The organism is Chromobacterium sp. (assembly GCF_041912965.1).
GTDB classification, from domain to species: domain Bacteria; phylum Pseudomonadota; class Gammaproteobacteria; order Burkholderiales; family Chromobacteriaceae; genus Chromobacterium; species Chromobacterium aquaticum.
The window spans coordinates 13,560-35,521 of sequence record NZ_JAYSGF010000039.1 but is presented as its reverse complement, the minus strand read 5'-3'; the positions used below and the strand labels follow the sequence as shown (position 1 = coordinate 35,521).

Genomic DNA, 21,962 nt, shown 5'->3' with positions numbered 1-21,962 from the left:
GATACCGCGTTGAAACCGAGCTCAGTGCTCATGTGCCACGAGTACATTCCGCTTTTTCGCTCGCTTTCGCCTTGTCTCGCCTAAGCTCGCGAGATCGTAAACACGTTCCGAGGGATGGTTGAAACAGGGAATTGATCAGGCTCCGTCGGCTGGCTTGGCCCTAGGGCCAGGGGCGCTGCCGGGGTGCGCCGACATCGGCTAGAATGCCTGTCCATGAGCCTTTACCCGCAACTGGAAGCGGCGCTGTTGTGCCGCGACATCGAACGCAAGATGGAACTGGCCGTCGACGCGCTGCAGGGCTGGCGCGGCGGCGCCCTGACGCGCGCGGACGCGCCGCCGCCCTATGCCTTGCCCGAGGCCGGGCGTCCGCCGCGGCCGGAGCTGGTGCACCCGGCCAAGGTGCCCAAGCGCAGCCTGTCCACGCGCCAGGGCCACGCGGCGCTGATCCACGCCATCGCCCACATCGAATTCAACGCGGTCAATCTGGCATTGGACGCCGCCTGGCGTTTCCGCGAGATGCCGGCCGCTTTTGTCAGCGATTGGCTGCAGGTGGCGGCGGAGGAGGCGCGCCATTTCGCCATGCTGCGGCGGAGGCTGCGGGCGCTGGATTGCGACTACGGGGACTTCCCCGCCCACAACGGCCTGTGGGCGATGAGCTGCAAGACCGATTACGACCCGCTGGCGCGCATGGCGCTGGTGCCGCGGGTGCTGGAAGCGCGCGGCCTGGACGTGACGCCGGGCATACAGCGGCGGCTGGCCGGCATCGGCGATCATGACACGGTGGCGGTGCTGGACATCATCCTGCGCGAGGAAGTGGGCCATGTGCGCATCGGCAACGCCTGGTTTGCCCGGCTGTGCCGCCAGCGTGGCCTGGAGCCGGAAACCTGTTTCCAGGAACTGCTGCGGCGCCACGATGTCCAGCTTTACCGCGGCGCGTATAATCTGGCCGCCCGTGAACGGGCGGGTTTTTCCACGCAGGAACTGGAAATACTGCGCGCCTTGAGCGAAGACGACACCGCCGCCGCCGGCTAGCATGCCGACGGCCTTATCCGGAATCAGCAAACATGCTATTGAATTTTTTTAAAAAGATGCAAAAGCAGCGCCGCTTCGCCATGACGGTGCTGTTGCTCAGCACCCTGGTTTTCGCGCTCAGTTCGGCGCTGTGGCGCGGCCTGGACAGCGGCCCGGGGCCGCTGCTGGCCATTCTGTGTCCGCTGCTCATGCTGCTGGCGCTGATCGGTCAGTTCAGCGCGCTGCTGGCTTTGGCGAAAAGACCTTAAACCAGAAAAGGATTTTAAAACAGCGGCTTAATGTCGCGTTTGCGACTGCGCGCGCACTTGACTGGCATCGGCAGGCCGCGCATAATCGCCCCCGTATCAACGAGGGTCAGGGCTCCACATTGGGTGGAGCCTTTGCTTTTTGGAATTTTCGGAGAAACCGAGTCATGGACCATCAGGCATTCCTGCGCCAATTGGAAACCAATGCGCTGCCTGCATCCGACTTCAACCACCGCGCGCACCTGTACGCCGCCTGGGCCTACCGCCGCCAATACCCGGCGCCGGAAGCCGCAGCCCGCTGCGCGCGCGCGTTGTCGCGCTTCGCCATGGTGAATGGCGCGGCGATGAAGTATCACCACACCCTGACCATGGCGATCCTGGTGATCCTGTACAGCCGGATGGCCAGCCAGCCCCGGCTGCTCGAGGACTGGGAGGCGTTCGCCAGCCACTGTCCGGACGTGCTGGCCGACGCCCGCGCGGTGATCCTGCAACATTATTCTTCAGAGCGCCTGGACGACGAGTCGGCGCGCAAAGGCTTTGTCGAGCCGGACCGCGAGCCGTTGCCGATGTCCTGTCTGCTGCACTGAGCCCACGCTCAACGAACCCACCAGAATAAACAATGAAAGCACCGGAACTTCTGCTGCCGGCCGGCACGCTGGACAAGATGCGCGCCGCCTATGACTTTGGCGCCGACGCCGTCTACGCCGGCCAGCCGCGCTACAGCCTGCGCGCCCGCAACAACGACTTCAAGCTGGAAGAGCTGAAGCAGGGCATAGACGAAGCCCACGCGCGCGGCAAATTGTTCTTCGTCGCCAGCAACATCCTGCCGCACAACAGCAAGATCAAGACCTATATGGCCGATATGGAGCCGGTGGTCGCGATGAAGCCGGACGCGCTGATCATGGCCGATCCCGGCCTGATCATGATGGTGCGCGAAAAGTGGCCGGAAGTACCCATTCACCTGTCGGTGCAGGCGAATACCGTCAACTACATGGGCGTCAAGTTCTGGCAGAAGCTGGGCGTGTCGCGCATCATCCTGTCGCGCGAACTGAGCCTGGACGAAATCGCCGAAATCCGCCAGCAATGCCCGGACATCGAACTGGAAGTGTTCGTGCACGGCGCGTTGTGCATCGCCTATTCCGGCCGTTGCCTGCTATCCGGCTATTTCAATCATCGCGACCCGAATCAGGGCACCTGTACCAACGCCTGCCGCTGGGATTATAAGGTGCACGACACCCAGGGCGACGACGCCGGCGATGTGCAGACCATCAAGTTCGACTTCAACAAGGCGCTGGAAGAGGCGAATCAGAGCTTCGCCTCCTGCGGCGGCGCCGAACGCCACCCGTTGGCGGACAAGACCTATCTGATCGAAGAGGGCAGCCGCCCCGGCGAGCTGATGCCCATCATCGAAGACGAGCACGGCACCTACATCATGAACTCCAAGGACCTGCGCGCGGTGGAGCAGGTGGAGAAGCTGGCCAAGATCGGCGTGGACTCGCTGAAGATCGAAGGCCGCACCAAGAGCCTGTACTACGTGGCGCGCGCCGCCCAGGTCTACCGCAAGGCGATCGACGACGCCGTCGCCGGCCGCCCGTTCGACCTCGGCCTGCTGGCCGAGCTGGACGGTCTCGCCAACCGCGGCTACACCCCGGGTTTCCTGGAGCGCCACCAGACTCAGGAATATCAGAACTACATCACCGGTCATTCCAAGGCCAAGCAGAGCCAGTACGTGGGCGATGTGATCGAGGTCGATGCCGACGGCTGGGCGCTGATCGAGGTGAAGAACCGCTTCGCGGTGGGCGATCGCATCGAAATCATCCACCCCAGCGGCAACCAGATCATCGAACTGGCGCAGATGACGCGCAATGGCGAGCCGGTGGCGGTGGCCGCCGGCAATGGCATCCAGGTGCGCATTCCCGACATGGCGGGCAAGGAGAAGGCGCTGCTGGCGCGGCTGTTCTGACCCAGAGTTGGATCGTGCGAAAACAGGCGGCCGCGGCCGCCTGTTTTTTTTTCGTCCTGGCGACGCCCACGGTCAACCTTGCGTCGCGGTCATGCGTTTTGGGTGCTGTGATCGGCGTGGGTTACAGTTCGGATTGTTGATAATAGTGAACATTTGGAATCGGACTGTGGCGCATGTGTTTATTTTTTTGCACTGCAAGATCAATAAAAGTTGCGTGCATAAAAAAATATGGTTAAAAAGTAGTGACGTATCAGAGAGAGATGTAAATTTTATTAAACATCCACTGAGCGTGGAGACAAGAGGAGATGATGTGAGCGGAAATGGTCGTTTGGCGGCCAGTTCTCGCGCATCGGCATGGGAGCGCAAGCTTTGCATGCAGGTTTCCCTGGCCGTTCATCGATACCCGCCAACTAGAACGCGGGGCGGAACGGCCCGAATCATGACCCTTAGCACCTCGAAAGTTGCAAACCGTAACGCGCGGATAGCTGGCATTGCGCGCTGCGGGGTGTAAGTTGGCATCAGCAGCGCGCTGGGGGGCGCCGGAAACCGGCTCGCCCATCGCAAGCTGGTGCCGCATTCGACCCAGGTCCGCCCAGGCGGCCGGGGACAATGGAGCAGCGCCATGGCCCGGCAACGGGCGGGGAGCGTGGCGCTGAGGTTGCCGTTATCGGGTCGCCCGATGCTCGCAGGCCACAGGCCCGGCGTCGGACAGCGCGGCCCGTTCCATTAGGAAGCCTGTCATGCAGAATAAGCTGGTTCGCAAAGCGCTGTGTTCATTGCTGATGTTGCTGCCGGTCGCGGCGGCGCACGCCGAAGACAAGGCGCTGAATGTCTACAACTGGTCGGACTATATCGCCAAGTCCACCATCCCCGGGTTTGAAAAACAGAGCGGCATCAAGGTCAAGTACGACGTCTACGACAGCGACGACACCTTGCAGGCCAAGATGCTGACCGGCCGCGCCGGCTACGACATCGTGGTGCCCACTTCCAACTTCATGGCCAAGCAGATCGAGGCCGGCATCTACCAGAAGCTGGACAAGTCCAAGCTGCCCAATCTGGCCAATCTGGACAAGGCGCTGATGGCCAAGATCGTCGACGCCGACCCGGCCAACGCCCACGGCGTGCCCTGGGCCTACGGCACCGACGGCCTCGGCTACAATCTGAGCAAGGTCAAGGCGGCGCTGGGCAAGGACGCGCCGCTGGACAGCTGGGACATCCTGTTCGATCCCAAATACGTATCCAAGCTCAAAGGCTGTGGCGTATCGGTGCTGGACCAGGCCAACGACGTGTTCGCCGTCACCCTGCACCACTTGGGCAAGGACCCCAACAGCAAGAACCCCGCCGACTACCAGGCCGCTTTCGAAGCGCTGAAGAAAATCCGGCCCTACATCACCCAGTTCAACTCCTCCGGCTATATCAACGACCTGGCCAACGGCGACATCTGTCTGGCGCTGGGCTTCTCCGGCGACGTCAACATCGCCAAGCACCGCGCTCAGGAGTCCAAGCGGCCGTACCAGTTGGCCTATGTGATACCCAAGAGCGGCGCGCCGCTCTGGTTCGATGTGATGGTGATCCCCAAGGACGCGCCGCATCCCGAGGCCGCGCTTAAATGGATCAACTACATCCAGTCGCCGGAAGTCAACGCCGCGATCACGAACGAAGTGTTTTATCCAACCGCCAACGCCGCCGCGCGCAAATACGTGAAGCCGGAAATCGCCAACGACCCGGGGGTGTACCCGCCGGAGTCCGTCGTGAAAACGCTATTCCTGCTCAAGCCCTTGCCGTCCGACATCATGCGCCTGCAGAACCGTCTGTGGACGCAGCTGAAGACGGGGCGCTGAGGCAGGCGTCCAATACCGCCGCCGCGCCCGCCTGAGCCGGGACGGCGGCTGCCGATAGTCAATCCGAGCGCGAGCACGCCATGCCGGCCAGGCCGGCGGGGACGCGCGCGCCCGGCGTCCGGCATGACCGGGAGGAGTGAGACAGGCGATGTCCGGCCGCCGCGGCCGTGGGTATCCGGGAGAAGCGTTCAAGAGGAGGCCGTTCGATCGACAGCCCGCATCAGACGGGCGCGGAGGATGGCGCAAAAGCAATGCAAGCGAGCCGGATCAAACCGGCCATGTGGTGCTGACATGAAAAGTCTCAAGCTAAGCCGTTGGCTGCCGTCGGGTAGAACCACCGTCATCGGCATGCCGTTCCTGTTTCTGCTGGTGTTCTTCCTGCTGCCCTTCCTGCTGGTGGTGGGCATCAGCTTCTCGCAGCAACAACTGGGCATTCCGCCTTACACCCCGCTCACCAAGCTGGAAAACGACGTATTCACCATCGCGCTGAACATCGGCCATTACAAGTTCATGCTGGGCGACGACTTGTACTTCGCCACTTATATCAGCTCGGTGAAGATGGCCTTCGTCTCCACCGTGCTGTGTCTGCTGATCGGCTACCCGATGGCCTATTACATCGCCCGGGCCTCGGACAGCGCGCGCAACACCCTGATGATGATGGTGATGCTGCCGTTCTGGACCTCCTATCTGATCCGCGTCTATGCCTGGATCGGCATCCTGAAGAACGATGGCTTCCTCAATCAGTTCCTGCTGTGGCTGGGCGTGATCGACACGCCGTTGCGGCTCTATCACACCAACTGGGCGGTCTATATCGGCATGGTGTTTTCCTACCTGCCGTTCATGATCATGCCGCTGTACGCCCATCTGGTGAAAATGGACCTGAGGCTGCTGGAAGCGGCCTACGATCTGGGCGCGAAACCGTGGAAGGCCTTTGTCCAAGTGACCTTGCCGCTGTCCAAGAACGGCATCATCGCCGGCAGCCTGCTGGTGTTCATCCCGGCGGTGGGCGAGTACGTGATTCCGGAACTGCTGGGCGGCTCCGACACGCTGATGATAGGCCGCGTGATGTGGGACGAGTTCTTCAACAATATGGACTGGCCGATGGCGGCCGCGGTGACCTGCGCGATGGTGCTGTTGCTGCTGGTGCCGATGGCGCTGTTCCAGCATTACCAGGTCAAGAATATGGAGGCCGCGAGATGATCAAGCCCAACAAGACGCTGTCCTTTCTGGTGCTGGGCCTGGGGTACGGTTTTCTCTACCTGCCCATCGCGCTGCTGGTGCTGTACTCCTTCAACGAGTCCAAGCTGGTGACGGTATGGTCCGGCTTCTCCACCAAGTGGTATGCCGCGCTATTGCAGGACGACGAACTGATCAACGCCGCCTGGCTCAGCGTCAAGATCGCGCTGATGACCGCCACCGCCTCGGTGGTGATCGGCACCTGGGCCGGCTTCGTGCTGGCCCGCTTCGGGCGCTTCCGCATGTTCACCCTGTTCGCCGGCATGGTCAACGCGCCGTTGGTGATTCCCGAGGTGATTCAGGGCATTTCGCTGCTGCTGCTATTCGTCGCGATGGAGCAGGCCTTCGGCTGGCCGGAGGGACGCGGGGTGTTCACCATCTGGATCGGTCACGTGATGCTGTGCGTGTCCTATGTCGCCATCGTGGTGCAATCGCGGGTGCGCGAATTGAACCTGTCGCTGGAAGAGGCGGCGATGGATCTGGGCGCGCGGCCCTTGAAGGTGTTCTTCGTGATCACGCTGCCGCTGATCTCGCAGGCGCTGGTGTCCGGCTGGCTGCTGTCGTTCACGCTGTCGCTGGACGATCTGGTGCTGACCGCCTTCCTGTCCGGCCCCGGTTCCACCACCTTGCCCATGGTGATCTTCTCGCGGGTGCGCCTGGGCCTGAACCCGGAAATGAACGCGCTGGCAACGCTGTTCATCGTGCTGGTGTCGGCCGGGGTGGTGGCGGCCAACATCTATATGCGCATGGCGGAGCGCAAGCGCGAGCGTGAGATGAAACTGGCTTTCGCCCAGGCTTGAGCCTGGCGGCATAACAATATAAACACGCATGCCGGCGCGGCGATGCCGCGCCGGAGCGTCCGTGGATGAGCGCAGGCTGTTCTCGAATGTTGTATCCAAAGACATGCAACAAGGGAGTGGGAAATGAAGAGAATACTGATCAGCGCGCTGATAGCAGGACTGCCGGGCATGGCGCTGGCCGATGCCAAGGCGGATGAAATCGCCAAGCTCAAGGCGCAATTGCAGGCCTTGCAGACCCAGATGCAGGCCTTGCAGCAAGCGGTGGCCGCCGCCACCGAAGCCAAGGCGCCGGCCGACGACGCCAACGCCGAACTGAAGGAGAGGGTGGCCGGCATGGAATTGAAGGTGGACAAGCTCAACAACGCCGCCACCGATGGCCCGCTGGCCGGGCTCAGCGTCACCGGCTACCTGGACCCGACTTATATCTATAACCGCGCCAACAACAGCTCGGGCTTCCAGTTCCTGAATCACCAGAATACCTACGCCTACAGCAACAGCACCTTCGGCGACGTTTATCTGGACATCAAGAAGACCTTCGGCGTTGGCCCCACCGCGCCCAGCGTCGAAATCAGCATCATGCCCAATCGCGGCTCCGGCAATACCCTGCTGGATGGCGGCAGCGGCAACAACATCATCAACACCGCCCAGTTCACTTACCCGCTGTCAGACACCTGGTCGCTGACCGCGGGCCTGGTCAATAGCTTCGGCGGCTATGAGATGCAGCAATCCAACCAGATGAACACGCTGACCCATGGGTTGCTGTACGACTTCAGCGTGCCGGGTTCCTACGTCGGCGCCGGCTTCAACTGGGCGCATGGAGACTGGGCGTGGAAATTCCTGCTGGGCAACGAGCAATACCGCACCCATGCCAACCTGGCGACCACCGGCAGCAATAGCGACAATGGCAACCCCGTCGTCAAGAGCAATAACACGCCTACGCTCACCGGCCGGGTCGATTATACCTGGAGCAGCGCGCTGGATCTGGGCTGGTCCTTCAATGCAGGCCGCCAGACGCTGCTGACCAGCGCCGCCCAGCCCGCTGGCAACCCGGTGCCGGTGAGCAATGGCTGCCTGGCCGGCAACAGCGGTTTTGGCTACCAATGCGCCAGCAACGATCCGTACAGCAACTACTTCTATACCGAAGTCGACGCCAGCTACGCCTTGAACGATATCCAGTACAACGCCGAGTTTGATTACGGGCGGCAGCAAAACGCCGCCTGGAACGGCGGCGCGGCGCAATGGTATGGGGTGTCCTTGCTGGGGCATCGCAAATGGATGACCGATATCCTGGGCAAGATGGGCGCCACCTTGCGTTACGATTACCTGAACAACAGCAAGAACGGCGGCGGCGGCGCCGGCGTGGCGCTCAACGCCAACGGCTACGACGGTGTCAACGGCTTTGGCGTGTCGCAGGCCTGCGTGGCCGGCGGCGCCACCGACTGCAAGGGCGCCAACCGCCAGGCGCTGACCGCGGATTTGCTGTTCTACCCGACGGATCAGCTGACGCTGAAGTTCGAATACCGTCACGACTGGGCCAGTCAGGATGTGTTCCTGCGCAACGACGGACGCTTCCGTCGCAGCAACGATATGTTGGGCGCGCAGGCGGTGTACAGTTTCTGAGCGTGAGAGCAAGACGGGCGGCCCGGCACGGGCCGCCTTTTGTTTTATCCGGCCATGGGCGACAATGCCCATTCCTTTCTCGCTACCTCCATGTCATGTCGCGACTGAAACCCTGGCTGCAACACCGCTGGCCGCTGCCGGTGTATCGCCCCGATCCGCAGCAGGATCATCATGGGGCCGATGGCTACCGCAATCTGTTTCCCTTCCAGCAGCCGCGGCTGCTGGACGTGCTGCGCTGGGAATGGCAGCGCAGCCGCATGCCGGCGGTGCGCCACCGGCTGGAGCGCATTCCGCGCCAAGCGCCGGAGTTGGCCGCGCTGAACGCCAACCGGGATCGGCCGTCGCTGACCTGGGTGGCTCACGCCACCAGCTTCATCCAGCTGTGCGGCAAGAACATCCTGATCGACCCGGTCTGGTCGCGGCGCGCTTCGCCGTTCCAGTGGGCGGGGCCGGAACGGCAGCTGCCGCCGCCGATGACGCTGGAGGCGCTGCCGGCGCTGGACCTGGTGCTGATCACCCATAATCACTACGACCATCTCGACTTCAACACTGTGCGCCGGCTGGCGCGCCAGCCCGCCGGCTGCCCGCAATTCGCCGCGCCGCTGGGCGTGGGGGTGATTCTGCGGCAGGCCGGCGTGCCGGCTTCGCACATCCACGAACTGGACTGGTGGCAGCGCTACCGCTTGGACGGCGTGGAAGCGGAGCTGACGCCGGCCCATCACTGGAGCAAGCGCTGGATGGTCGGCGATGAAAACCGCGCGCTGTGGGGCGGCTTCGCCGTGCGCGGCGACGGGCTGCAGTTCTGGTATCCCGGCGATACCGGCTATCAGGACCAATTGTTCCGGCTGATAGGCGAGCGCCTGGGCACGGTGGATCTTGCGCTGCTGCCGATAGGCGCTTACGAGCCGCGCTGGTTCCTGCATCCGCAGCATGTGAACCCGGAGGAGGCGGTGCGCATCCTGCTGGATACCGGCGCGCGCGCCGCCTGGGCGGTGCATTGGGGCAGCTTCATTCTCACCGACGAGCCACTGGACCAGCCGCAGGACGACCTTGCCGCCGCCTTAGCGCAATGGAATATTTCGCCCGAGGTGTTTCGACTGCCGGCCATGGGTGAAACCCGCTGGTTTTGAGCCGGATGCCGGCAGAAAATCCCAAGGGCGACCGCTTGGCGAGCACTTTGCCGATATGGCTTGGCCGCAAGCATTGCCCCTGATGGCAAGCGGGAATACAATCAACAAGTAGTTTTTTTCAGAAGCGAAGACTAATTTTCGTTTTCGCGGCAATTCTTGGGGCTCTAATGACTATTCTTCAACTGATCAATCAACGGGTGCAGGCCGCCCTGGCGGCAGCCGGCGCGCCGGACGCGCCTGCCGTGGTGCAGCCGGCGTCCAAGCCGGAATTCGGCGACTACCAAGCCAATGGTGTGATGGGCGCTGCCAAGCAGCTCAAGACCAATCCGCGCGAACTGGCCCAAAAAGTGGTCGCCGCGCTGGATCTTGCCGGCATCGCCGACAAGGTGGAAATCGCCGGCCCGGGTTTCATCAATATTCATCTAGCCCCTGAATATCTTGCCCGACGAAGCGAAGCCGCCCTGAAAGACGACAAGCTAGGCATCAACCGCGTTGCGCCGCAGCGCGTGATGGTGGAGTACTCCTCGCCCAACCTGGCCAAGGAAATGCACGTTGGCCATCTGCGTTCCAGCATCATTGGCGACGCGCTGGCCCGAGTGATGGAATTCGTCGGCCACGACGTGGTGCGCGCCAACCACGTGGGCGACTGGGGCACCCAGTTCGGCATGCTGACCGCCTATCTGGTGGAAACCAGCCACGCCGGCGACGCCGAACTGCAGCTGTCCGACCTGGAAACCTTCTACCGCAACGCCAAAGTGCGTTTCGACGAGAGCGAAGACTTCGCCAACCGCGCCCGCGACTACGTGGTCAGGCTGCAGGGCGGCGACCAGGACGTGCTGAAACTGTGGGAGCAGTTCGTCGACGTGTCGCTGAAGCATTGCGAGGCGGTGTACCAGAAGCTCAATGTCGGCCTCAAGCGCGAGCACGTGCGCGGCGAATCCTCCTATAACGACGACCTGCCGGTCATCGTCGAAGAATTGCGCGCCGCCAGCCTGCTGACCGAGGACGATGGCGCCCAAGTGGTGTTCCTGGAAGAATTCCGCACCCAGGAAGACAAGCCCATGGGCGTGATCATCCAGAAAAAGGACGGCGGTTATCTGTACACCACCACCGACCTGGGCGCGGTGCGCTATCGCCACAAAACCCTGAATCTGGACCGCGTGATTTACGTGGTTGACGCGCGCCAGAGCCAGCACTTTGCCCAGATGTTCTCCATCTGCCGCAAGGCCGGCTTCGCGCCGGACAGCATGAAGCTGGAGCATGTCGGTTTCGGCGTGATGATGGGCGACGACGGCAAGCCGTTCAAGACCCGCTCCGGCGGCACCGTCAAGCTGATCGAGCTGCTGCAGGAAGCCGAAGAGCGCGCGTTCGCGCTGGTGACGGAGAAGAACCCGGACCTGCCGGAGGCCGAACGCCGCGACATCGCCGCCGCCGTGGGCATCGGCGCGGTCAAGTATGCCGACCTGTCGAAGAACCGCATGAGCGACTACATCTTCAACTGGGATACCATGCTGGCCTTCGAGGGTAATACCGCGCCTTATCTGCAATACGCCTATACCCGGGTGCAGAGCGTGTTCCGCAAGGCCGACGGCTACGACGCCAATGCCGCCATCGTTATCACCGAGCCGGCCGAGAAGCACTTGGCCGCCGCGCTGGCGCAGTTCGAGGACACCTTGCAAGCGGTGGTGGATGGCTGCTACCCGCATTATCTGTCTCAGTACCTGTACAACATCGCCACGCTGTTCTCGCGCTTCTACGAGGCTTGCCCCATCCTCAAGAGCGAGGGCGAAGTCCGCGCCAGCCGTCTGCAATTGTCGGCGCTGACCGCCAAGACGCTGAAGACCGGCCTGGATCTGCTTGGCATCAAGGTGCTGGACTCGATGTAAACCCGCCGGCCCTGGCTGGAAAAAATGCCGCCCGCGCTTTGCGCCGGCGGCATTCTTCATGGGAGGCGGGCATCGCGACACCCGCTTCCGGGCACGGACTTAGAGCCGCTAACAACACCTCGCAGAGAAGCTGAGCCAAGGCGTGCCGACGCAGGCAGTATCAGTAGTACGACAAGGAGGCACAACGCAGGATCAGGGGTGTTGTTAGCGGGCCTTAATGGTATTTGAAATAGACGTCGGACATTTCCCGCCGTTGTCCGTTGACGATGGCGTGGGCCCGCTCGCCAATGAGGTTGTGGTGTTCGTCCTCAATATTGACGGTGGCGTAGTCCAGCGAGAGCGCTTCGATGCCCAATTCCGCCAGGGTGTAGATTTCCGAGGGATCGGCAACTCCGTCTTCATTGTGGTCGATCCACACCTTGAGCTGCTGGAAAGCCGGGTCCTGGCTATCGATGATGCCGTCCTTGTTCTGGTCCAGCTGGGCCAGCTTTTTGAAACCTTCGCCAGCCTGGCCGCCGCCGAACATCTTGCTGGCGTCGCGGATCATATTGTCGCCTTCGGGGTCCCAGAACAGAAATCCGGACCCCTTGGTGATCCAGCCGGTGAAGTATTTCTCGCCACTGCCATCGAAGTCGAATTGCACATTGGAGTCAAAGATCGACTTGGTGACAATGCCTTTGCCATCCAGGTTGATGACAACCGGAGAAACAATCGGCAGGTTTTGGGCGACATATTTGCGTGTGACCGGGCAATTGGTGCCAAAAGTCAGCACGAACTCCTTGACAACGTCCCAAGAGTAATTGGAGGGCTTGTCGACCGGGCCGCTTCTGCGGTTGTAACGAGGGGTGGCGTAGCAGTCATCAACGTGTCGGAAGTCGGTATAGAACACTCTGGGATAGCCAATGCTGGAGACATTGACCGGCAGGATCTTGACGCCGTACAGCCGCTCCAGCTCATCGACATTCTGTTGCAGGCTGCGGCGTTGACGAGTGGACTTGTCAACCGGGCAACTGGCGCCACGCAGCTTGGAATAGGCTTTCAGGGCCGACAGGTCCTTCAGATAGCCATGCAGGTCTTCATTGACCATGCATAGCGCCTGAGTGGCGAAATCCACGCAGTTTCCGCCAATCAGCTGATAGCCAATCTCCTTGTCCAGCGTTCTCTTGACACTGGTCCTCGCATAATTGAGCGCCTTCTGAAACTGGGCCTCTTCAACCGACAGAAAAGTTTGGGAATACCAGGCCGAGCCTTTGCTCATTCTTACTTTATTGGTCTCGGTTTCTTCCAGGATGCCATGCAGGTCGCCAGCATGATTGGCGCCGTAAGTGCCCTGGTAACTGCCATCCTTGCCGTAGAACGAGAGGTTGACATGCCCGGGAGTAAAGTTGTCCAAGATGGGGTTGCCATGAAATTGATTGATGATTATTTGTGGTTTTTGCGCCATGTTGTTTCTTTCCAATAATTATTGCTAACAAGCCCGGTGAATTTTAAAGAAACGCTGATGGCGAAAGTAATTGATCTGGTTCAGTACTTTGGCGTGACGGCAAAGATCGCTATTGGGGCGCAATAGCAGATTCAGTCCGTTCGACTGCGGGATGGGAACGACGTAGTGATTGAGGCAAGACAGCAGGGCGCGCAAGCCTATCCGCCTCGTTTCGGAATGCCGGGTCAAGCCGGTAGTGTTTATTGCTGGTTTCGATTCTTTTATTTTTCAATCCAGTGCATTGGCGCTGAGAACGTTTCGCCGCGGAAGGCTTGACGGCAGGGTGGACGCAATTGACGCGGCTAGGCCGCTCTTGATGGCCGGCGCCTCCTATCGGCTGGGACTTGATCCCAAGCTCCCTCCACCGCGTGCGGCGGGCTGATACCCTCGTGTGTTCGTGCTCCGGGTCATGCCGCCGACTTTGATCCGGCCACCAAGAATGCGACGCAAGCCACGCTGCCCATGTCTCTTGTTATGCAAATTTCATTTTTTGTGCCATGGTGAATAGTGCTTGTCGCAGGACTTGGGTGAAATCGATGGTTTTCAGTCAGTTTTACATCTGTGTTTTGTGTTGGTTGCGAGTCGATGCCGTGGCGGCCGCGTGCCAAATCAGTCAGAAACAGCCAAAGTCGTGAATGGTTTAAAGGCGGTTTTTGGCTCTGAGCTTTATCGCGTGCTGCCGGTGATTGTCGGCTTCCCAATAAGTGTTTGTGCCAGAATTTGGAGGGTGAGAAATGCTAAATTTCATTTCGAGATTTTTAGGCAGAGCCCAGTCCGGAAATATTGTAAAAGCGTTGAACTCGGCTCAGGCGGTGATTCAGTTTGATGTGGATGGAACAATACTGGATGCCAATGATTTATTCTTGGATTTGATGAAATATACCTTACCGGAAATACGGGGAAAGCACCACCGGATTTTTGTCGATGAACGGGAGGCGTCTTCAAGTGATTATCAAGGGTTTTGGGATAAGCTCAAGCGCGGAGAATCCCAAACCAGCTGTTTCAAACGGATGGACAAAAATGGCGCGGCATTATGGATTCAGGCTTCCTATGTCCCGATCAAGTCGGGAGGCAGGGTGTGCCGCATCATAAAATTCGCCAGCGATGTAACCGAGAGCGTCAGGAAGAATGTTGATTTCAGTTCGCAAATTGCGGCCATCAATCGCTCGCAAGCCGTAATTGAATTTGATGTGGATGGGGCGATCTTGGTGGCGAACGACAATTTCTGTCATTTGATGGGGTATGCGCCTGCGGAGATCAGAGGCAAGCATCATCAGATCTTTGTCCGTGCCGAAGAGCGGCTCAGCCCAGAGTATAAGAAATTTTGGGACAAGCTGAGAGACGGCGTATTTCAGACCGCGGAGTATTGCCGTGTCAGAAAAGACGGCCAGCAAGTCTGGATTCAAGCCACCTACAACCCTATCGTCGATCCTAGTGGCGAGGTGTTGAAAATCGTCAAGTATGCGACAGACATCACCGCCATGGTCAAGGCGCGTGAAGATTTGAGGCTGATGTCCCTGATCGTCGACAATACCGACAATTCCGCGCTGGTGGCCGATAGCGAGGGCTTGGTGGTGTTTGCTAATAATGGCTTCAGCAAGATGAGCGGCTATACGCACGATGAGATCATCGGGCATAAACCGGGATCGCTATTGCAAGGCGCGGGCACCGATGCTCAAACCGTGCAGGCGATCGGCGCTGCACTGCGCGGCAGAAAAGCGTTTGCCGGAGAAATTCTTAATTACACCAAGAGCGGGCATCCTTATTGGGTGTCCTTGGCGATCAATCCGATATTCAACGAACAGGGTTCCCTGGTGAACTTTGTCTCGGTGCAGGCCGATATCACCGAGACAAAGGTGAAAGAGCTTGAGTATGAAAAAAGATTCGAAGCCATCGGCATGTCGAATGTGATCAGCGAATGGAATCTTGACGGCAAGGTGTACGATGCGAACGCGTATATGTTGTCGCATCTTGATCTCAAGTCGGTGGATGAATTGGTCAGCCATGCCAGGGTGCTGCCGGAGATCATTGGCAGTGATAATTTCAAGCGCGTTTTGCAGGGCGAACTGGTGGTTCAGGAATTCAAGCTGCGGAAGAAGAGCGGCGATCTGGTATTGATGAATATGACGGTGTGTCCGATCAGCGATCATCTGGGCGCGGTCAGCAATATTGTCACGTATGGGGTTGATGTGACCGCCAAGATGGAGGCGGAACGGGTGACGGACGAGGAAATGCGGCAAGTCATCGCGTCCAGCCAAAAGATCTCCGCCATTATCGGCACGATCAATGACATCGCCAGCCAGACCAATTTGCTGGCATTGAACGCAGCCATCGAGGCGGCGAGGGCGGGCGAGACCGGCAGAGGCTTCGCCGTGGTGGCGGATGAGGTTAGAAAGCTCTCCATTGAATCCACTTCCTCGGCCAAGGAGATTGCTCAGCTTGTCGATGAATCGGTCACGCGCATCATGACGCTGGAGGCCTCCTTGAAGAATCTGAAAGACGGCGGCAACGAATAAGGGCTTCGGGCATAGGCGATGTGAGCTCCGCTGGGCTTGGAGGCCTATCCGGGTTGCCGCGGACTTGTTTCTCGGCGGCACGGTAAAGCCTGCTTCTGGCTTGGATTACGCTCGGCTAATGACATTTGGGCATTGTCGTGGCTATGCTTGCGATAGCCGATCCATTTCCAAACCATGCGAACAAAGGACAACCCATGTCGGACGAAGCCGCCAATAACCATCAAACCAATGATGCAGCGCCAGTGATCGGCGCAGGAGAAGAGGGAAGCGACGCGCTGCGCCGCGACGCTGCCTTTCTTGAGCAGATCAACCGGGCCAGTTCGGAAGAGCAAGCCCGCCTGCTGAAGCAGATGCATGCGTTTGGCGAGCTTGGGAGCGTGCCTGAGGACGCGCTTGGCGTGATGATGACGGACTTGCTGTTGAGCAGCACGGCCAAGGTGGCGGAGGCCGCCGGTCCGCTTGCCGGCGAGTCGGCCAGGTTCGCCATCGACAGGGTGGACCAGAGTCTGGAACGCTACCAGGACCTGTTGGAACGGAACAAAGGGCAGTGAATGGTTGGCTTTGGGGGTAAAAGTTGACCAAAATGCTGACCAAGCCACCCAAAACAACCCAAAAAAAGCCCCGTTTTAGCGGGGCTTTTTTGTAAGCAATTGATTTTGCTAGAATTTGTGGTGGAGGCGGCGGGAATCGAACCCGCGTCCGAAAGTCCTCTACAGTGAGTTCTACATACTTAGTCGTGTCATTTGGATTTAACCGCTGCCACGCCGACGGACAGGCTGGACTTTGGCGAGTTACCTATTGTTTCGCACCATGCCAAGTAACCCGACATAGCACTAGCAGATGTAAAGTGACACTACAGGGTTTTGACGCCCCCGGCCCATCTGCGAACCGTTGTAGTGTCTAGCTAGCCCTTAGGCTGCCAGAGCGTAAGTTTCGTCGTTTGCGACTAAATAAACTCAGTGTTTTACGGGGTGACTGAAATCCCGGTATGCCCCCATCTGCTTCGCAACCCCCGTCGAAACCAGGTCGCCCCCAGATAAGAATGTAGCATTATATAGACATTGCGCGGCCAAAGCTAGTTCCATGGCGGCTTTTGTACGCATTCCGATCTTGCCGCGCCAGCGGCCGGCGTGGAGGGCGCTAATGTCGGCTTGCCTGGCCGTAAAACCGTGGTCTAGATTGATAGATTATTTAAACCATGGTGCCAAAGGGTTTCGGGAGACGAGGGCCGGGCTTTTTAGCGGTGGGTATTTCTCCATTGCTCTTGGAATTAGGCCAGGGCGGTTTCAAATCCAGCATGATTTTGCGAGTCAATATTTGCAACTTCAGTTGGATTGACTATGTTGACTTCATGACTGGCCGCATGTGCTTACTTCTCAGCGAGGAGGAAATATGATGGATAAAGAAGCGCTCAGGCAGGAAGCCCTGAAGTGGCGAAACTGGTTTGGCAAAGGTCAACGGCTTTGGAGCTTCGCCCATCATACGGCCATTTTTGGGTCGATTTTGTGCAGCGTGGTGGTGGGCGGGCTGCTGCAGGTGCAGGGACACGACCTGAAGGGCTACTCCACGGTGTTGACCTCGGTGGCCGCGGCGCTGTCCAGCCTGGCCGCCGCAGGCGGTTTTGAACGCAAGTGGAAGAGCAATCGGCTCAGCCGCAGCCGCGTTGACGGCTTGCTGATCGATATCGAGGCCGGTACCTACAGCATGTCGGAACTGGCTTGTCAGTTGAAGGAAATCATTTCCAAGCACGATCTGGACATCACCAAGCGCGACAGCATGGAGCCCTTGCTGGTTGAGCACAAGACCAGCAGCACGGTGAAGTCGCTGTTGTCCTGAACGCCCAGAGGCCTGGGACAGGACACGCCGGCGGCCACGGTGTTTTGTCCCGGGATGAGAATCAGCCCTGCCATTTAACGATGGCGGGGCTGTCGTTTTATCGGGTGGTTACAGCCGGGCGCGGAACATCAGTCCGCGTAGCGTTCGGCTATGGCGCGGAAGGTGTCGGATATGGCGAGGAAGGCGGATACCACATCAGGGTCGAAATGGCTGCCGCTGCCTTCTTGGATGATGGCCACGGCCTGTTCGTGCGATAGCGCGGCCTTGTAGGGCCGGCGCGAGATCAGCGCGTCGTAGACGTCGGCCACCGCCATCAGCCGGGCCGAAACCGGGATGTCGCTGCCGGCCAGGCCTTGCGGGTAGCCGCTGCCGTCCCATTTTTCCTGGTGGCTGTAAGCGATTTCCCTGGCGTGGCGCAGAAAGCTGCTGGGCGCGTCCAGCAGCAGCTCCGCCGCGGCGATGGTGTCGCGGCCCAGGGTGGTGTGGGTTTTGACGATCTCGAATTCTTCCGGCGTCAGCTTGCCCGGCTTGAGCAGGATCTGATCCGGAATGCCGACCTTGCCGATGTCGTGCAAGGGCGCGGATTTGAACAAGTCATTGATGGTTTCGTCGTCCAGCGCCGCTTGAAAGCGCGGGTGGTCGCGCAGTTGCTGGCACAGCGCGCGCACATAGCTCTGTGTCCGGCGCAGGTGGTTGCCGGTTTCCTGGTCCCGGACTTCCGCCAGCGAGGCCAGCGCCAGGATGGTGATGTCCTGCACCTTCTGCACCTCGCGGATGCGGCTTTCCACCTCGCCTTGCAGCAGCGAGGCCTTGTCTTCCAGCAGGTCGGTGGCGGCCTTGAGCTTGAGATGGGTCTTGACCCGGGCCAGCACGATGGGCGGCGAGATCGGCTTGATGATGTAGTCCACCGCGCCGGCGTCGAAGCCGGCCTGCTCATTCTCGTTCTCGCCCATCGCGGTCAGAAAGATCACCGGAATCCGCGCGGTGCGCGGGTCCGCCTTGACCCGGCGGCAGGTTTCGAAGCCGCCCATGCCCGGCATCATCACGTCCAGCAGCAGCAGGTCCGGCAGTTCGCCGTCGGCCAGCAGTTCCAGCGCGCGCTCTCCGCTGTTGGCGATCTGGGTGCGGTACTGGTCTTTCAGCAGGCTGTAGAGCAGGGTGAGGCTTTCCGGCGTGTCGTCCACGATCAGCACGGTCTGGCGGCGGGGGGGCGCGGACTCCATCATTTTATGTTTTCCGGTAGGGCAATATGCTGGGCGGCGGCGGTGACGCGCAATAGCGCCAGCGCCAGGACGAAATCGAACTGGGTCAGCGCTTTCTCAAAGGCGGCGAATTCCTCGGCGGAAAACAGCGCGCGCAGCGCCGGCGCGTGTTGCAGGAACAGCCCCAGCGCGTCGCCATCGCTGGCGGCCAGCAGCGCCGCCAATCGCCGCAGCAGCTCCGGCTGCGCGGCCGGCGCGGCGATGGCTGCGAAGCGGTCCTCCGCCTCCAGCGCGGCGCGCAGCGCCGTCATCACCCGCTCCAGCTCCGCCGCCAGCGGCGCCAGCGCTTGCGGGATGCCGTCGCGCGCGCGCAGCGCGCGTTCCAGTTCGGTGGACGCCTCTTGCAGGCGCACGCAGCCCACGCTGCCGCTGACGCCCTTCAAGGTGTGGATGGTGCGTTCGGCTTGAGTGTAATCGCCGATTTCCAGCGCCGCGGACAGCCTGGCGGCGGCATCGGCCTCTTCGGCGATGAATTGGCGCAGCAGGTGCAAGTAAAGCTCGCGCTTGCCGGCCACGCGCTTCAGGCCCGCCTGCTGGTCCAGGCCCGGGATGTCCGGCAGCACCAGCGCCGCGGAAGTCGCGCGGCGGATGTCCGCGCCCGGCCGCGAGGGTTTTACCCAGCGCAACAGGGTCTGGAACATCGCGTGCGGGTCTATCGGCTTGGCGATGTAGTCGTCCATGCCGGCGCGCATGCACTCTTCGCGCTCCTCGGTCAGCGCGTCGGCGGTCATCGCCAGCACCGGCAAGGACGAGATTCGGGGGTCGGCCTTGATGCGCCGGCTGGCGGTGAGCCCGTCCATCACCGGCATCTGCACGTCCATCAATACCGCGTCGAAACCGGTGGCGCCCATGGCTTCCAGCCGAGCCAGCGCCTCGCCACCGTGATTGGCCAGCGTCACCAGCGCGCCGGCATCGCTGAGCAGTTCCATCGCGATTTGCTGGTTGACCAGATTGTCTTCCACCACCAGCAGGCGCACGCCGTCCAGGCGCGGCAGCTCGTCGGCCAGCGCCGCCGTCATGCCCGGATCGCGCTGCGGGCCGAACAGGCCCAGCACCACGTCATAGAGCGAGGACAGGCTGACCGGCTTGACCAAGACCGCGTCGCAGCCGCTGCTCTCGCCCTGGGCGCGCACATCGTCGCGGCCAAAGGCGGTGGCCAGCACCACCTTGACATTGCGGCTGAGGGTGCGGATCTGGGCGATGGTTTCCACGCCGTTCATGCCCGGCATCATCCAGTCCACGAACACTGCGTCGAAGGGCTGCTCCAGATTGGCTTGGGCAATCGCCGCCACCGCTTCCGGACCCGATGCGCAGGCATGGGCGGAAAAACCCAGCGAGCGCAGCTGGTCGGACAGGATGTCCCGCGCCGAGGCATTGTCGTCCACCACCAGCACGCGCAGGCTGGAGATTTCGCCGGGCAAGCCCTGGCGGCGCGGGTCGGTGGCGGAAGATATGCCGAGCCAGGCGCTGAACATGAACAGGCTGCCCCAATCTGGAGCGGATTCCACCCTGATGGTGCCGCCCATCAGCTCCACCAGCCGCTTGGCGATGGTCAGGCCCAGGCCGGTGCCGCCGAAGCGGCGCGTGGTCGAACCGTCCGCCTGGCTGAAGGGCTGGAACAGCCGCAGCGCCTGCTCATCGCTCATGCCGATGCCGGTGTCGTGCACGCAAAAACGCAGCTGCACCTTGTCGCCCACCAGTTCCAGTGCATTGATGATGATGGCCACCTGGCCTTTTTCGGTGAACTTGATCGCGTTATTGCTCAGATTGATCAGAATCTGGCTTAGGCGCAGCGAATCGCCGACCAGGCCGCGCGGCACGTCGCGGCTGACTTCGAACAGCAGCTCCAGCGATTTCTCGGTGGCCTTTTGCGCCACCAGTGAGGACACCGCCTCCAGCACATCGTCCAGCCAGAACGGTTGCCGCTCCAGTTCCAGCTTGCCGGCCTCCACCTTGGAGAAGTCCAGGATGTCGTTGATGATGCCCAGCAGCGAGGTGCCGGCATTGTGGATCTTGCCGACATAGTCACGCTGCTGCTGCGACAGCTTGGTTTTCAGCGCCAGATAGGACATGCCGATGATGGCGTTCATCGGCGTGCGGATTTCATGGCTCATATTGGCCAGGAACATCGATTTGGCCTGGGTGGCGTCTTCCGCCTGCCGCTTGGCGATGCGCAATTGTCCGGCGGTATCGGCCAGCCGCGCGTACAGCATGCCGTTTTCCAGCAACAGGATGATCAGCACGAAGCTGGCGGACAGCAGGCCATAGCCGCGGCCGGCGTAAAAACCCAGATCGTAGCGGCTGGCGTTGAGCATTGCCGACAGCGCGATATCACAGAGCCAGGCCGTCATCACCACCGCCAGCCAGATATCCAGCAAGGTGCGCTTCCAGCGCAAGGCCAGCACCGTCAGCGCCAGCGCGCTCAGCCCCCACACCGTGGCCACCACGCCGAACATGACCGGGGTGTAGCGACTGCCTTGCATGATGGGCGGGAACAGCGGGTGGCCCAGCGTGGCCAGCGCGGTCAGCGCCGCGGCCAGCAGCACGGTGGCGCCCACGCAGAGCAGGATGGCCGGCAGCGGACCGATGCCGCGCCTATGGTCGCCGCGGCTGGACAGCGCCGCGTAGCACAGCACCATCAGCGGAAAGCCGCCGTGCCAGAACATATACATCCAGGCCGTGGTTTGCGGGCCGGCGCCCAGCAGGCCGGTGGGCGAGAACACGCCGGGGAAGGTCAGCGCGTGCGTCATCGCCATCAGCGCGGTGAATAGATAGCCGACGGCCAGCGCCAGCAAGGCGCGCGCGCGCAAAATCGCGTACTGGCCGAACAGCAGCGCGGCGGTCACCAGATCGCACACCGCCAGCGCCGCCTGGTAGGCGGGAATGAAGGACGGGATTTTCAGCAGTGGCAGCTTGGCGAAAGGCAGCACGCAGGCGAACACCAGCATGGATACCGCGATGGCGCTCAGCGCCAATCGCCGCTGCGCGGCGCTGGGCGGCAGCGTGGATAGGAATTGGAACGCGTCTGTGCCGGGAGCGATATCTTGCCGCATGCGCCTGTGCCCCATCAGTCAATGAGATCGACTTTTATGATCAAATCATATTCCTGTGT

15 protein-coding genes, 1 other RNA gene and 2 pseudogenes are annotated in these 21,962 nt (G+C 60.9%); 14 read left to right on the top strand and 4 right to left on the bottom strand.

Annotated elements, in window-relative coordinates; translation table 11 throughout:
* The first annotated feature begins 213 nt into the window (after positions 1 to 213).
* From ACE3QM_RS18345 to argS, 10 genes are all read left to right on the top strand, one after another.
* Positions 214 to 1,032 (top strand): ferritin-like domain-containing protein, encoded by an 819-nt coding sequence (locus ACE3QM_RS18345; protein WP_374423890.1) that lies wholly within the window; start codon positions 214 to 216, stop codon positions 1,030 to 1,032.
* A 56-nt stretch (positions 1,033 to 1,088) separates the two neighbouring features.
* A complete protein-coding gene (locus ACE3QM_RS18340) occupies positions 1,089 to 1,280 on the top strand; it encodes a hypothetical protein (RefSeq protein ID WP_374423888.1) in 192 nt (63 codons plus the stop codon).
* A 164-nt stretch (positions 1,281 to 1,444) separates the two neighbouring features.
* Positions 1,445 to 1,864, top strand: coding sequence for a hypothetical protein (locus ACE3QM_RS18335; RefSeq protein ID WP_048410284.1), 420 nt, complete (start codon positions 1,445 to 1,447; stop codon positions 1,862 to 1,864).
* A 32-nt stretch (positions 1,865 to 1,896) separates the two neighbouring features.
* Positions 1,897 to 3,240, top strand: a complete 1,344-nt coding sequence (gene yegQ, locus ACE3QM_RS18330) for a tRNA 5-hydroxyuridine modification protein YegQ (RefSeq protein WP_048410285.1) — start codon at positions 1,897 to 1,899, stop codon at positions 3,238 to 3,240.
* A gap of 740 nt (positions 3,241 to 3,980) precedes the next feature.
* Complete coding sequence (locus tag ACE3QM_RS18325; protein WP_048410286.1) at positions 3,981 to 5,081, top strand: polyamine ABC transporter substrate-binding protein; 1,101 nt, start codon at positions 3,981 to 3,983, stop codon at positions 5,079 to 5,081.
* A 291-nt stretch (positions 5,082 to 5,372) separates the two neighbouring features.
* The gene (locus ACE3QM_RS18320; protein ID WP_048410287.1) at positions 5,373 to 6,281 is read left to right on the top strand and encodes an ABC transporter permease subunit; all 909 of its coding nucleotides are present in this window, start codon (positions 5,373 to 5,375) and stop codon (positions 6,279 to 6,281) included.
* Entirely contained in the window at positions 6,278 to 7,117 is an 840-nt protein-coding gene (locus tag ACE3QM_RS18315; RefSeq protein WP_374423883.1) for an ABC transporter permease subunit, read from the top strand. Before ACE3QM_RS18320 ends, ACE3QM_RS18315 begins: the two co-directional genes overlap by 4 nt.
* Before the next feature lie 123 nt (positions 7,118 to 7,240).
* Positions 7,241 to 8,737, top strand: coding sequence for a DUF3138 family protein (locus ACE3QM_RS18310; RefSeq protein ID WP_374423881.1), 1,497 nt, complete (start codon positions 7,241 to 7,243; stop codon positions 8,735 to 8,737).
* A gap of 95 nt (positions 8,738 to 8,832) precedes the next feature.
* A complete protein-coding gene (locus ACE3QM_RS18305; protein WP_374423879.1) occupies positions 8,833 to 9,867 on the top strand; it encodes an MBL fold metallo-hydrolase in 1,035 nt (344 codons plus the stop codon).
* A 167-nt stretch (positions 9,868 to 10,034) separates the two neighbouring features.
* The gene (gene argS, locus ACE3QM_RS18300; protein WP_374423877.1) at positions 10,035 to 11,753 is read left to right on the top strand and encodes an arginine--tRNA ligase; all 1,719 of its coding nucleotides are present in this window, start codon (positions 10,035 to 10,037) and stop codon (positions 11,751 to 11,753) included.
* A 214-nt stretch (positions 11,754 to 11,967) separates the two neighbouring features.
* Here the strand turns inward: argS and ACE3QM_RS18295 are convergent, their stop codons facing one another.
* Positions 11,968 to 13,197 (bottom strand): hypothetical protein, encoded by a 1,230-nt coding sequence (locus ACE3QM_RS18295; protein WP_374423875.1) that lies wholly within the window; start codon positions 13,195 to 13,197, stop codon positions 11,968 to 11,970.
* 773 nt (positions 13,198 to 13,970) lie between these two features.
* On the opposite strand from ACE3QM_RS18295, the pseudogene ACE3QM_RS18290 reads away from it, so the two are divergent.
* From ACE3QM_RS18290 to ACE3QM_RS18280, 3 genes and pseudogenes are all read left to right on the top strand, one after another.
* Positions 13,971 to 15,089 (top strand): annotated as a pseudogene (locus tag ACE3QM_RS18290) (PAS domain S-box protein); the annotation flags it as partial.
* A 429-nt stretch (positions 15,090 to 15,518) separates the two neighbouring features.
* Positions 15,519 to 15,680: pseudogene (locus tag ACE3QM_RS18285) on the top strand (methyl-accepting chemotaxis protein); the annotation flags it as partial.
* 266 nt (positions 15,681 to 15,946) lie between these two features.
* Positions 15,947 to 16,303 carry a hypothetical protein gene (locus ACE3QM_RS18280; RefSeq protein ID WP_374423873.1) on the top strand — a complete coding sequence of 119 codons (357 nt, stop codon included), beginning with the start codon at positions 15,947 to 15,949 and terminating at the stop codon, positions 16,301 to 16,303.
* Positions 16,304 to 16,421: 118 nt separating this feature from the next.
* Here ACE3QM_RS18280 and ssrA read toward each other — a convergent pair.
* Positions 16,422 to 16,786: a transfer-messenger RNA gene (gene ssrA, locus ACE3QM_RS18275) on the bottom strand.
* Positions 16,787 to 17,144: 358 nt separating this feature from the next.
* Between ssrA and ACE3QM_RS18270 the strand changes: the two genes are divergently transcribed.
* Complete coding sequence (locus ACE3QM_RS18270) at positions 17,145 to 17,588, top strand: hypothetical protein (protein WP_156183878.1); 444 nt, start codon at positions 17,145 to 17,147, stop codon at positions 17,586 to 17,588.
* 128 nt (positions 17,589 to 17,716) lie between these two features.
* On the opposite strand, the gene ACE3QM_RS18265 is transcribed toward ACE3QM_RS18270, so the two are convergent.
* Together ACE3QM_RS18265 and ACE3QM_RS18260 are read right to left on the bottom strand one after the other, a co-directional pair.
* Positions 17,717 to 18,814, bottom strand: coding sequence for an HD-GYP domain-containing protein (locus ACE3QM_RS18265; RefSeq protein ID WP_374423871.1), 1,098 nt, complete (start codon positions 18,812 to 18,814; stop codon positions 17,717 to 17,719).
* A complete protein-coding gene (locus ACE3QM_RS18260; protein ID WP_374423869.1) occupies positions 18,811 to 21,903 on the bottom strand; it encodes a response regulator in 3,093 nt (1,030 codons plus the stop codon). Before ACE3QM_RS18260 ends, ACE3QM_RS18265 begins: the two co-directional genes overlap by 4 nt.
* Between the last annotated feature and the right edge of the window lie 59 nt (positions 21,904 to 21,962).